At 66.9% G+C, this 12,725-nt stretch carries 10 protein-coding genes and 1 pseudogene; 4 read left to right on the top strand and 7 right to left on the bottom strand.

Annotated features, from left to right (window positions below; translation table 11 throughout):
* Window positions 1-128: 128 nt before the first annotated feature.
* Window positions 129-2,066: a S41 family peptidase gene (locus AC3ETA_RS34645; RefSeq protein ID WP_432196857.1), complete on the bottom strand. Its 1,938-nt coding sequence runs from the start codon at window positions 2,064-2,066 to the stop codon at window positions 129-131.
* A gap of 56 nt (window positions 2,067-2,122) precedes the next feature.
* Entirely contained in the window at window positions 2,123-4,039 is a 1,917-nt protein-coding gene (locus AC3ETA_RS34640) for a DNA/RNA non-specific endonuclease (RefSeq protein ID WP_432196856.1), read from the bottom strand.
* A 748-nt stretch (window positions 4,040-4,787) separates the two neighbouring features.
* Between AC3ETA_RS34640 and AC3ETA_RS34635 the strand changes: the two genes are divergently transcribed.
* The 4 genes from AC3ETA_RS34635 (at window position 4,788) to AC3ETA_RS34620 (ending at window position 10,228) form a co-directional block, all read left to right on the top strand.
* Window positions 4,788-5,933, top strand: coding sequence for a hypothetical protein (locus AC3ETA_RS34635; protein WP_432196855.1), 1,146 nt, complete (start codon window positions 4,788-4,790; stop codon window positions 5,931-5,933).
* A 41-nt stretch (window positions 5,934-5,974) separates the two neighbouring features.
* Entirely contained in the window at window positions 5,975-7,567 is a 1,593-nt protein-coding gene (locus tag AC3ETA_RS34630) for a hypothetical protein (protein ID WP_432196854.1), read from the top strand.
* 284 nt (window positions 7,568-7,851) lie between these two features.
* Window positions 7,852-8,412, top strand: a complete 561-nt coding sequence (locus AC3ETA_RS34625) for a hypothetical protein (protein ID WP_432196853.1) — start codon at window positions 7,852-7,854, stop codon at window positions 8,410-8,412.
* Window positions 8,413-8,830: 418 nt separating this feature from the next.
* Window positions 8,831-10,228, top strand: coding sequence for a Dyp-type peroxidase (locus AC3ETA_RS34620; RefSeq protein WP_432196852.1), 1,398 nt, complete (start codon window positions 8,831-8,833; stop codon window positions 10,226-10,228).
* Between the two features lie 172 nt (window positions 10,229-10,400).
* On the opposite strand, the gene AC3ETA_RS34615 is transcribed toward AC3ETA_RS34620, so the two are convergent.
* From AC3ETA_RS34615 to AC3ETA_RS34595, 5 genes and pseudogenes are all read right to left on the bottom strand, one after another.
* Window positions 10,401-10,946 (bottom strand): hypothetical protein, encoded by a 546-nt coding sequence (locus AC3ETA_RS34615; protein WP_432196851.1) that lies wholly within the window; start codon window positions 10,944-10,946, stop codon window positions 10,401-10,403.
* Window positions 10,947-11,358: 412 nt separating this feature from the next.
* The gene (locus tag AC3ETA_RS34610; RefSeq protein WP_432196850.1) at window positions 11,359-11,727 is read right to left on the bottom strand and encodes a hypothetical protein; all 369 of its coding nucleotides are present in this window, start codon (window positions 11,725-11,727) and stop codon (window positions 11,359-11,361) included.
* A 145-nt stretch (window positions 11,728-11,872) separates the two neighbouring features.
* Window positions 11,873-12,100 carry a hypothetical protein gene (locus tag AC3ETA_RS34605; RefSeq protein ID WP_432196904.1) on the bottom strand — a complete coding sequence of 76 codons (228 nt, stop codon included), beginning with the start codon at window positions 12,098-12,100 and terminating at the stop codon, window positions 11,873-11,875.
* Between the two features lie 23 nt (window positions 12,101-12,123).
* Window positions 12,124-12,234: pseudogene (locus tag AC3ETA_RS34600) on the bottom strand (hypothetical protein); the annotation flags it as partial.
* Window positions 12,235-12,342: 108 nt separating this feature from the next.
* Window positions 12,343-12,699, bottom strand: coding sequence for a hypothetical protein (locus AC3ETA_RS34595; protein WP_432196849.1), 357 nt, complete (start codon window positions 12,697-12,699; stop codon window positions 12,343-12,345).
* Window positions 12,700-12,725 lie beyond the last annotated feature (26 nt).

The raw sequence follows: 12,725 nt of genomic DNA, 5'->3' as shown, positions 1-12,725 counted from the left end.
GGAGACGGCGGCCGTCGCCACGGGAGAACGCGATGCCGAAGATTCACTTCATCACGCCGACAGCATGACTCGTGAGGAGGAGCCGATCGTCCTCCGTGTCGACGGCAAGGAACTCCTCGAAGACGAGCCTACGGCAGCCCCCTGGTCGTGCTCGCGACAAGGCGGCCGACCTCGAAACCCTCCAGGTGGGCGGTGTGTGCCGAGGCGGCGCCAGGGACCAGCAGGTCGGCCTGCCCGCCGATGAGGTCGACGGAGGCGCGGGGGCGCTGGTCGAGGTAGACGTCGACGCGATCGACGTTCTCCGCCGTGAGCTTCAGATGGAGCGCGCCGTCGGCGGCGGCGGCCTCAGTGATCGTCACGGCGTGCGGAGTCAGACCCTGCAGGAGCCGGCCCGCGTGGTCCAGGAGATCGGTGTTGTTCTCCAGCAGGTCGCGGCGTGTCATGCGATGCAGCTCGTCGGGGACGACTCCCAGGTCCTCCACCGGCGTGCCCGAGTTCGGGCCGACCCGCAGCGTGCGGCGTATCGACACCCGCATCCCGGCACCCTTCGGCAGGGCCATGTAGGGCGTGCCCGGGTCGTCCGCCAGGAACTCGGTCAACCGGTCGTGCTGCCAGACGTTGGCGCCGCCGGCGCCCGTGTTGTCGTCGGTGCCGAGCACGGGGCCGATGTCGTGGTCCTGGAAGCCCGCCGCGAAGATGTCCGTGGCCGAGTAGCACCGGGCGTTGGTGATGAGTACGACGGGCCCAAAGTACTGCTGCCCGATGGCGTTGGCGCCGTTCTCGGGGCTGATCGGGAAGGCGCCGGAGTAGACCGAGCCGGTCTCGACCGCCTGTTCCATGGACGGCACCCAGGGGCCCAGATCCAGTCCCGGAGCACCCTGGAGCCGTCGGCAGATCCGCAGATTGAGCGGGGTGTTGATGAACTGCACCGGTTCGGGGTTGATCCGGCGCGGCGTCAGCGTCTGCAGGGTGAACTCGGCGGCGTGGATGTGCCCTCCGCCGTTGTCCCGGACGTCCACGATGAGACCATTCTGCGGCAGTTGCCGGATGAGCCGCACGAACTCGGCGACGAACGTGCGGGGGCTGTCGACGTTGAACGTGAAGATGCGGATGTGGCCGAACGTTCCGGACGGCGTGGTGACGGCCCGGGCCCGGAACACCTTGGGCATGGTGGTGGCGATGTCGCCAGCCCCGAGGTCCGGTAGGGGTTCGTCCGCCTCGGCGGCCCGCTCCTGGGCGACGACCCGGGGCGCGAACAGCAGCACCTTGGCCCGCTGGGTCTCATCGCCGTCGAGGTCCAGGCCTTGGAACACGGCCGTGTCCCGGTCGGCGGAGACGAACGAGGGCAGGTTCTCCACGATCTGCCAGCTCTGCCTGATTTCCCGGGCCGTTCCAGCGAGGTCGATGTAGCTGACCGTCACCCACTCCTCCAGCGGCGGGAGATGGATGACGAGCGGCCGCACGGTCAGCGACTGCACACCCCGGCTGCGCCGGGCCGCTGTGTTACTACCGGCGAACCGGGCCGCGTTGAGGTCGACGGCGTCCAGAATAGGGATGCCGCTCCAGTGGGTGATCTCGACGCCCGGCTCGAACCCCGGCGCCGAGAAGCCGCTCACCACATGGGTGACCAAGAACCGGGTGCGGTCCTGTTCCGTGCAGGACTCGACCAGGAAGGGCAGGAAGGCGATCTTGCCCTTAAAGGGTTCGGGCAGCAGGTAGTTGGTGTGCAGGTCCCGCACCGAGTGGAAGATCTCCGACATCTCTGCGTGGAACAGCCACTCCCTCGGCATGGTCTGCGGTGTCTGCCGTTCCATGCGCCCGCGCAGCAACCGCAGCCGCTGGACCGGGTTGACGGCGTGCATCGCGGTCTTCAGCGGCAGATGGACGTAGTTCTGCTCGAGCAGGACCAGGGCCTGCTCGGCGAGGAGTCGGCGGTCCGCCAGGGACAACTGGCCGGCGCCGTGCAGAAAGTCGGGCAGAGAAGCTGCACCGAGCAGGTGGTCACGTACCGGTTCCGCCGCGTTCTGGAGGAACTCGGGTGCGTTCTCATGAACCGGTTGGGTCATGGTGATGCACCAGTCCTTCGTGATGTGCGAATCTGGGTTTTGGATGGGGGGCCGGTTCAGCCCCACTGGATGTCAGCCGTGGTCTCCAGCGGCGGGCGGTCCGCCACGGACTCGGGCACATGCAGGGTGTCGCCCTTGTGGAGGGCGGCCGGGAAGCGCACCCGAGTGCGGTCCTCGACCTCGCCGAGGGTGACCTGGAAGACCCGGAACTCGTCCAGTTCCAGCGCTTCGAGCTGGTCCAGGTTCTGGGTGAGCAGAAACGCTCTGGCCTTCAGTTCGCCGTTCTCGGTGAATGCGATGACCTTGTAGAACTCCCGGGGTATGCGCACCTCCCTGTAGACCCGGTCGTCGTCCTGGAAGACCGGCCCGCCGAAGACGCTGATTCTCAGGTCATCGACGTCGACGTCGGCGAAGACGGCGTCCTCCAGCGCGCCCCACACCCCGTTCTTGGCGCTCTGGTTGAAGTCGTCCATCTGCGGGGTGATGTTGGTGTAGAAGAACGAGTCGGTGTTTGCCTTGCGCGCCTCCGGCAGGCTGCCCCAGAGCAGGTCGGCGCGGCGGGCGATGTGCCCCCGGTCAAGCCGGTTGGCCTGGTACAGCTCGTTGCCGACCTGCGCCGTGCCAGGCAGCCGCTGGTCCTTGACGAAGGGGATGCCGCTGCGGCTGAGCTTCTTCAGCGAGCCGCCGTCGACGTTCCAGGCCACCCAGAACGGGAAGCGCCGCTTCTTGTTCAGGGTGAGGGAGAAATGCGTGTACGGGATGACCGGCGAGCCGTCCAGGAGGGCGGCGTCCCGCGCGAGGTCGGTGTCCAGTTCCGGGGCCTCGACCCGCTCGCCGAGGAAGTCGGCGTCGTAGCCGGCGATGATCTCCAGCTGCTCCGGCGCCGGCTGGCTGAGGGTGATGTCGAGCTTCTCGAACACCGATGTCGACAGGCAGGCAAGGGCGTGCTCGTCCGGATCACCGGTGCCCTCGCCGGCGAAGTGCAACCCGGCCAACACCGGGCTCACCCGGTCGTCGCCCTCCTTGAACAGCCACACCGCGCCGGAGTCACCGCCGCTGCTGACCTCACCGTCCGCCGACGGATGGTCGGGGTCCGGGCCGATCTCGAAGCATCCGATGGTCCGCTGGCCCGTTCCGCCGCCGTAGTTGATCTTCGCTATGGTGTCGACACGGCGGACGATGCCATGGGTGACCCCGGTGGAACGGCCGCTCTTGACCACCTTGTCGCCGAGCTCAGGCTCCCCCAGCGTCCGGGGCGCGACGTCCAGTTCGAGGATCTCCGGGAGGGAGTCGCGGTCCTCGATGGTCGCCACCGCGCAGTCCCCGGCCACACCCAGGTGGGAGCGCTTGAGCACGCCCATCCGGTTGCGGTCGATGCGATTGTCGTCCCGTGTGCCGGGCTGTACGACCTCGATCCCCAGCTCGCCGAACGGCCCGTGCAGCACATGCCAGTTGCTGAGCACGTACGGTGTGCCGTCCGCCCGGTCGAACACGATGCAGCCGATGGTGCCGGCCGACACCGTCACCGCGCCGACGCTGGCCCCGGGCCGGATGGGATCCAGCCGGCTCTTGCGCAGCGGGCTCTCGACCTCGGCCACCATGTGGAAGCTCGGCTTGTAGGTGCGCTCGATGACATCGGTGGGCACCTCGAAGCCATCGACGGTGAAGGTGGCCGGGATCAGCGCGGTGCCCAGGGACTCCAGCACCTCCGGCTCAGCCTTGGTCGCCACGGTGAACTGCAACGCCACTTCACCGCCCGGCTGATCGCCGGTGATTTTGCGGCCGACGCCCACTGAGGTGATGTTCGGATCCTCCAGCAGGTGCGGGCCCCGGACGCGGATGTACTGCCGCAGCGACGAAATGAGTTCATCGTCGGTGGGCGAGCCGTTCTTCGCCGAGACCGCCTTCGACGCGGGCTTCGGTTGCGGAGTCTTCGAGGCAGTCTTCTTCGTGTTCGTGGTTCTGCCGGCCATGCGGGCACACATCCCTTCGTGGGCGAGACGACGCAGGAGGGCTGCCGGAGCCCGGCAGTCATCGGCGCGTCGGCGCGCCGCGCGCAGTAGCGGTCCGGGCGGCGACCCTCACCAACGCCGGCTGTCATTGGTGGGTGTTCGGCCGCAGCGTCAGTGGTCAAACGAAGATCGCCACGACCATTGCGAGGGCCTGGACGGGCGCGACTGCCTTGATGATTCCGTCGAGCCCGAGGCGAAGTCCGCGTTCACCCGGGCAGTCCATCGCCATCTGTGGCCGGTGCGCTCCCGAGTGCGACACCCGCGGACAAGACCAAATCAGGTTCCAGCTCCTGCAGCAGCTGAACCACTTGGCGCTTCGATATGAATCAGACGTCAACCATTCCGACCACCACCTCCCGGAGTTGAAGAACCCGAGAAGGGCGGTTTTGCCGCTCACGTCCATGATGGTCGAGCGGCGCGATGAGGCAAGTTGACATTGGAACCCAACGCTTCTGCCTTTTGGTAGATTCTCCCTCAGTCAACTACTTCTGGTGAAGCGTCAAATATTGAATTCAAACGCAGCGCCGGAGCGAGTCCGGATGCGCCAGACGGCGACGGGGTCTAACGTGAAAAGCGGCCGCTTGCGCATTGAGTCGGTTCCACGCTAAAACGTGCATTTCGTCGATCAAGGCTGCTGCTTCTTCATTTACTTCTCCACTGGAACTCCGTCGGCTCGCATCCGATCCAGCGCGACCGGAGGAGGCAGACAATGGGACGCGCCTCAGATGCCTGGGAGAATCCGGACGACGAGGGATGCTGCCGAGCACTCTGCGAATCCCATGGGCACGCGTTCAACGCCCCGGTCGCTCGTCCCAATACCTGGCAGCATCGCGCGAAGGTCCGTGTGTCCGTTCTGCGGATCGAACTCGCCTCTGTCTGTCCGGAGGAGAAGGAAGACGACTGCTCGGACGGGGTGAAGCGGAGCGAGCAGCGTGACGGGGCTCGGCGGTTGCTCGTTCGGGCGGAGAAGCCGATCGACAGTGCCGGGAGTCGTCAGCGAGGGTTGCGGGAGCGGATCCATAGTTGGTGGAACGGGGAGCTTTACGAAGGGACTCTCAAGTGCCTGCATGAGGCCGAAGTGCTCATCATGGGACTGTACGAGCCCAACCGGGCGCTTCGCCATGCTCCGAGTGCGCTCGCGATGGCCAAGCCGGTCTGCCGTGGGGACAGCCGGGTGACACAGGTCAAGCAATTTCTGAGGCCTTCCGGAGAGACGCCGACGAGTCCTTCCAGAGAGACGTCGACTCTGAAGGACCTGCCGGCGGCACTCGCCGCATTGATGGCAGCGGCATACGGGGGCGAGGAGGAGCGGGGTGTCCGTAGCCGGAACTTCCGTAACCGGCTGATCCGAGCGGGGTTGGTGCTGTCGATACTTCTTGGTGTGGTAGTTGGCGTCGCTTTCGCAGTCGACGGTGCGATCCCCGTGTGCGATGTAATCGGAGAGCAAGAAACGACCAACTGCATCGGCAAAGACGCCCCGAGCGGGCAGGACACCGGCGTTGTCATGCTACTCGGCATGCTCGGCGCCGGTCTGCCGATGATCGCCCGGCTGCAACGGATGGGAGGCAGCTGGAACCCCTACAGCCTGCCGTTCTGGCAAGAGATGATCAAGCTGCCGACCGGCGCCCTGACCGCTGTGGCGGGCCTGGTCCTCGTCGATACCGACTGGCTCCCGTTCGCGAAGCCCGCCGACAGTTGGCGAGAAGTAATCGCCTACGCGATTGCCTTCGGCGTCGGGCAACTCGCCTTCACCCACGCACTCGACAAACGCACGGAAAAGCTGCTGGCCGCCGACCCCGACACGCACGAGGCGGAGCAACTGGAAAACGTGCCGTCAAAAAAAGCGGACCGATGAGCCGACATATCCAGGACCCAGGCCTGGACCGAGGAGAAGTAATGGCCGATCACGCAAATCTTCCTGCTCCCGCGAAAGTGGTCGCAGCCAGAGAACTGCCCGCTCGTGAACCGGTCAAGGACCCCACACTGGGCATCCAAGTCGACCGGGACTGGGAAGGAGAGGCCGAACCCCGGCATCGACTCGTCACCATCGGCGATTCGCTCACGCACGGATTCCAGAGTGGGGCGATCTTCAACACCGACATCTCGTTCCCGGCAGTCATCGCACATGAGCTGGGCTGGGGCGGAGGGTTCCGCCGTCCCTCGTATCCCGGATACGGGGGTCTGCCACTCAACATCGAATTGCTGCTGCGGGAGTTGGAGGAACGCTTCGGGAAGAACCTCGACTGGTGGGAGGCACCTCTGGCACTGTTCCACGCCCGGAGGTTCCTGGACAAGGCCGAAGACTACTGGGAACGCGGGCCGGGGAAGGACGTGCCTCGGAGCACCGGAATCAACCACAACCTCGGGGTGTACGGCTGGGACGTCCGCGATGTGCTGTCCAAAACCGCGAAGATCTGCCGGAACGCCATCGACGAACCAAAGGATGACTTCCTGAAGCAGGTCGTGCAGAACGACGGTGACCGCGCGGCTCTGCGGGTGCTGCCCTCCGCAGGCATCGACGGCGACGAGAACATGACCGTGCTCGCGGCAGCACAACGTCTCGGTGAGGACCGGAGCGAGGACCAGAAACACGGCATCGAGACGCTGATCGTCTTCGTCGGCGCCAACAACGCCCTGCAGACGGTGACCAAGCTCAAGGTGAAGTGGAGCGGCCAGGACTACAAGGACCTGAAGAGCAAGGAGTCGTACACGGTCTGGCATCCCGACCATTTCGAGGAAGAGCTGCGAGAACTCGTCGACCAGGTACGCGGCATCGCGGCCCGGCATGTCATCTGGTGCACCGTGCCCCACGTCACCATCGCGCCGATCGCGCGCGGGGTCGGGCGCAAGATGACCACGGGCTCGCGGTACTACCCGTACTACACCCGGCCATGGATCAGCGATCGGGACTTCAACCCCACCGTGCACCCACACGTGACGGGCGAGCAGGCCAGGGACATCGATCTGGCGATCGACCTGTACAACAAGGCCATCACCGACCAGGTGAGCAGCGCGCGGCACGCCGGCCGGGACTGGTACCTCATGGATACGGCCGGGCTGCTCGACCGGGTCGCCGCCAGGCGCTACATCGACGATCCCAATGCCCAGCCGATATGGTGGCAGCCCTATCCCCTGCCGCCGCAGCTGGCGGCCCTCGCCATTCCGCCGAACTCCCACTTCCTCACCAGCGACGGTAACGGGCGCACCGACGGAGGCCTGTTCTCCCTCGACGGCGTCCACCCCACCACCGTCGGATACGGCATCATCGCCCAGGAACTGGTCAACGTCATGCGCCTGGCACGCGTCGAGTTCCGCCATCCGGGCGGCACGGTACGACCGGACCCGGTCCTCGTCGATTTCGATCGGCTCATCCGCCGCGACACCCTGATCAACCAGCCTCCGGGCAACCTGACCTCGGGGTTCGAGGTCCTCGCCTGGGCGGAGGCGTCGATCAGTTTGCTGAAGCGCACACTGTGTTTCCGGGGCTGACCGCTGGTCAGCCGGGCGCAGGGCCCGAAGGTGCGTGACCCGCGACCTCCTCCATGCGCTAGGGGCTGCGATGCCGCACCGGCCGGTACGGTGCGCGAACGCTGCTGCTCGTGGACGTGTACACAGTCAGTCCGCCAGTCCGGCTTCCCTTCGGAGGAGCGAGTCATCGCACGGCGCTGGCCCAGCTGGGCGAACCGGGCCTAGTACAGCCAGGACCATGATCGGCGTCTGGGATCTTCACACCGAACGGGCAAGTCACCAGCCCACAGAACCGAGGATCGAAGATGCAGACGCCTCTGCACGCCGCAGAGCCCACTTCCCGCCCCGGACGACTCCGCGCCGTATGGCGGGTAGCTCACGAGCCCGCCGACGGAGTATCCCGGCGGATACAACTCGCCGCCCACGCCGTTCCGTTCGTCGTCGTGCCGTCCAGCATCTGGCGGCTGCCGGCCGCGTTCGACGACGGCATCGAACTCGGTGAGCGCACATGCGTCGTCTTCCCGTCGATCCTGTCCGAGGCCCTCGCATTCACCGCGATCGGGCTGATCGCCCGGTGGGGTGAGGTGTTTGTGCGCTGGATTCCGTTCCTGCACGGCCGCCGGGTCCCCACGACAGCGGCGGTCATCCCGGCTGCCGTCGGAGCCACGATCCTCACGCTCCAGTTCATCGTCTCCGAGATCAGGCACACGACGATACGAGGCGACGACCTGCCAGCCGACTCCCCAGGCCGAGCCAGCGGCTGGGAAGCTGCCTGGTTCTATTTCTGCACGCCGCTGATCCTCTGGGGACCGCTACTGGCCGTACTGACCGTCGTGTACGGGAAACGCCGTCGGGCGGCCCGCTGAAAGTGAGGGACGCTGGCCGCCCAGCACGGACAGGTCGCGGGCATCCTCCACGTCGGCGTCCATTCCTCTCCCGCCTCATCCTCGATGCATTCCAAAAGGCGGTGGCGAATCTCTGACAGCGTGTCAACTCTTCTGAGGCGGCGCACGTCGTAAGGGAGCTCGACAAACGCATAACGCATTGCTTTTCCAGTTAACCGAGATTTTTACCGTTCAATTTCTCGCCCTGTGACCAACAGAGCCGCGCACCCCGAGGGGCTCGATCGAGTCGCACATCGCATCCGGCTCCCTCAGACTGAAACAGGTGCCTCAGCGCTGGCAAAGCGTCCTGAGCAGGACTGAATCGGCGTCCGTGCACCGTCCGGCCTGAAGGCCGCTCCCGCAATCTCGGCGGATCCCGGACTCGACAAAGGGAGCTGACATGCCCGTCGACCTCAATGACACAGTGCCGCTGTCGTGGAAGATCGCCACCGGCGACAACGAGACCATGCTGCAGAACCTGCAGGCCAACATCCTGAAGGGCCATGTCCGCGACCGTCTGCACATCCTCCTCCTGCAATTCGCCGAGGGCCCAGAGGGTGCCGCGGAGGCCCGGGCGTTCCTGGCCGGACTGGTCCCGCTGATGAAGTCGGCCAAGACGGCACTCGAAGAAGTAGAAGCCTTCAAACAGCACGGTTCGCAGGGCACGCCCTATGTCGGCGTAGGACTGACAAACGCGGGCTACGGCAGGCTGGGCCTGACGAGTGCGGTGCCCTCCGACCCTGTCTTCCAGCGGGGAATGCGACACCCCGATTCCGTGACCAGTCTCAAAGACCCTGATCCCACACAATGGGAGACCGGTTACCAGCAGGAAATCCACGCCGTCGTCCTGGTCGGCGACGCCGACTCACCTCCTGCCGACGCCCGGCTCGCCGAGGTCGAGGCGCTGCTGACCGGTTCGATCACCGTGCTCGCCAGAGAGACCGGCAAGACCCAGCACGACGCCGCAGGCCGCGCGATCGAGCACTTCGGCTATGTCGACGGGCGGAGCCTGCCGCTGTTCCTCACCGAGGACCTGGAAGCCGAGCGTGACACGCTGGACGGAACCTCCGTATGGAATCCGTTCCTGCCGCTGGGACGGTTGCTGGTCGCAGACCTGGCTGCCCCCAACCCCGGCACGGACTTCGGCAGCTACTTCGTGCTGCGCAAGCTGGAGCAGAACGTACGCGCCTTCAAAGCAGCCGAGGAAGCGCTCGCCACTGCGCTGAAGCTCGACAACAACGACCGCGAGCGCGCAGGTGCCATGCTCGTCGGCCGGTTCCGGGACGGAACCCCGCTCACCCTCCAGGCCGAGGCCGGAGCGGACAAGCCGGTGATGAACGACTTCACCTACGCCAGCGACACCGTCGCCCATAAGTGCCCGTTCCAGGCGCACATCCGCAAGACCAACCCCCGCGGGTCCGGCGGCTTCGAAACACCGGATGAGGAGAGGCTGCACCTGCTGGCGCGGCGTGGGCAAACCTACGGAGAGCGCACCGAGGGCGACGAGCCCGAGAGCGGCGTCGGTCTGCTGTTCATGGCCTTCAACTCCGAGCTGGGTCAGCAGTTTGAGTTCATGCAGCGGATGTGGGCCAACAACTCTGGATTCCCCAACCACGGCGCCGCCCCCCAGCCCGGCCTAGACGCGGTGATCGGTCAGGGCGACCGGCCCCCGCAGACATGGCCGAAGGCCTGGGGAAACGACGAGACTCAGGAAGTCCCCGCTCCTGTGCAGGCCGTGACCATGAAGGGTGGCGAGTACTTCTTCATGCCCTCTCTGCCGTTCCTGCGCAGCCTGTAATCGCCGCGCGTCCGTCCCGCAGCAGACAACGTCACGCCCGGTCGCGGAAGGGGCCACCACCCATCCCGGTTGGCCAGAGCCCGCACAGCGTTGCGGCGAGCCCCGACGGGGACCGGGTGTACGTGGCACACCTTGTACGTGACCAATCTCTTCGCCGGCACCGTGTCGGCAATCAGGCTGTGACGCGCTCCCGCCCTGCGCGGGGCAGTGTCGTCGCGCGCATCACGTGCTGCGTCGCGTCGATCTCTTCCCGCCAGGCGATCGTCGTGAAGGCTCGTTCGTAGAACTCCAGGCACGTGCGCGGGTGCTGGAGGAGAACGACGCGAAGGCGGTTGGTGTAGTGGTCGCACAGGGCCTCCGCCGAGGTGCCGGCCGCCGGGGCGTCGACTACCACTGCGGCCAGAATCGCCGTACGGAGCGCCTGCGCGGTGCCGGTGCCGGTGAGCGGGTCACAGCGCAGCGCACCCGTCCCGACGGTGAGACGCCCGCCGCCCGCCATGGGAGGTACGGCCGGGGCGAGGTGGACTCTGGGCGCGGCCGGCAGGGCCACGACGGTGCGCGGAGGGCGACGCAGCCGGGATCCAAGGGGGCACTGGGCCAGCATCTTCGCCAGCGGTCCGGCCGGGTCGTCGGCCGGCCCCGGGACCATGGCCTGTACCAGACAGTCGCCGTGGCCGAGCGGTGTGAAGTGGAGCCGGCCCGGCTCCGTGCAGTCCAACCGTGCGGTGGTCCCGCCGTGCTCCCGCCGCAGCGGAGCGGTGCCGGTCAGCAGCCGACGTCGCCCGGCCTACCGGTACCTGGCCGCGCCATCAACGGCGGCCGCGGTCACTATCCATGTTGGCGTGTCGGTGGACCGGCCGCGGGTTGCCAGCCGTTCCCGCATCCGGATGGTCAGCTGGGCACCATCCACCGCCGTGCCCGCTGCGCGAACCGCATGGGCCGGGACCCGGTCCCCCATCGCACTTGACGACGACTCAACGGCCAGCTGCCGGCGAGGAGTTCCTCACCCCAGAGCGAGTCGAGCAGTTCGAGGGCCGGCCCGGCCAGCAGCAGTGGCCGGGAATCCGTGTCCGCGGGGGCTGGGGGCAGCTGGATCCGGTGCCCGAGGGCGGCCAGCAGCCGGGGGCAGGTCAGCTCCGCCAGCCGCGATCCGGCGATCCGGCGATCCGGCGATCCGGACCAGGCTCACCCGCCGCCCTGCCCGCCCGTCGGCGTGCCGGTGAGCCGAGCGCAGCCAGCAGGTCCGCGGCCTGAGCCTGATGCCGGATGACCATCGACCGCACCGCCGGTTTGCCGAGCGAGCCGATGGCTTCGCTGGTCCGGGAGGCCGCCGCACCGGCCTCGCGGACCAGCTGCCCGTTGGCGACTGCCGTCGCACGGCCGACGCCCTCGGCGCGTTCGACCGAGCGCGGCAGGGTGAAGCGCGGACCCACCCCACGGCTGGCGAGCACGTGGTTGATCTCGTGCATGCTGGTCACCAGTTGCCGGGCCCGTCCCATGAGCACACCGTCGGCCTTGTCCTGCCGTTCCAAAGATGTCTGGAGCGCGCCGATGACATCGCGTAGTACTGATCGCTGAGGTCGAACAACTGCGTGTCCTGCGGGTCGGGTTTGCGGTCCAGCGGACGCAGGTATTGCTCCTGGGTTAGGCCCGCCAGGTGCTTTTGGACGCCCGGAAGCGGCGGTAGTGGTCCCCTCCCTCGTCGATGATGAGCTTGATCAGATGCGCGAGCCGGTCGCCTTCGGGGAACTGGTCGGGTTGGTTGACGACGGACGCGTGCAACTGAACGTACGTGCCGTCGATGGTGGTGGGGTCGGGGTCGTTCGGGTTCGCGCCGGATCTCTGGCTCGGGCCTCCACGTCGACGAACCATTGCAGCCGCTCCGGGGTGAGCCGCTCCAGCCGTACCTCGTGATCGGTACGCCGCCTGATGACCTTGGTGCGGGTGAGGACGGGTGGCCGGCCCAGCATGCCGAGTGCTTCGTTGACCCGGCGCAGGTGACGCATCTCGTCGACCGCGACGGAAAAGATCTCCTGTCCTGCAGCGAACGTCCGCCGGGTGAGTTCGTCCGCGCCGAGAGCCAGCCTCAGGGGTGCGTTCAGCGAGTAGTGCGCTTACAGGTATTCCACACACAGCGCATGTTCCACCCCGGCCAGGGTGGTCAGCTCATCGGCGACTTCCTCGGGGCTCATGAGGTCCTTGGGCGCGGTGGCGGGCAGCGGCACCGGCAGTGCGGTACTCGGCTCCGCCTGTTCGCGGTCGCCCAGGACCACGGGCAGGACGTTCCAGTCGCTGGTCAGCTCCGGGGAGGTGAGTTCCTGGTCACGACGCTGGCCCCGGTCGTCGGTGGGGAGATCGGGGGGGTGGGGTACGCCGGTCTCGGCGTAGGAAATTGACTTCCGGTACGGCGCCGTCCGCGCTGCTGGTGGCGTCCGGTTTCGAAGCCGCCCAGTAGAAGCAGCCGCAGTCACGGAAGCCTTCGTGCAGTGGACATCGA

This window comes from Streptomyces sp. bgisy027 (assembly GCF_057710365.1).
This window is presented reverse-complemented; position numbering and strand designations above follow the sequence as displayed.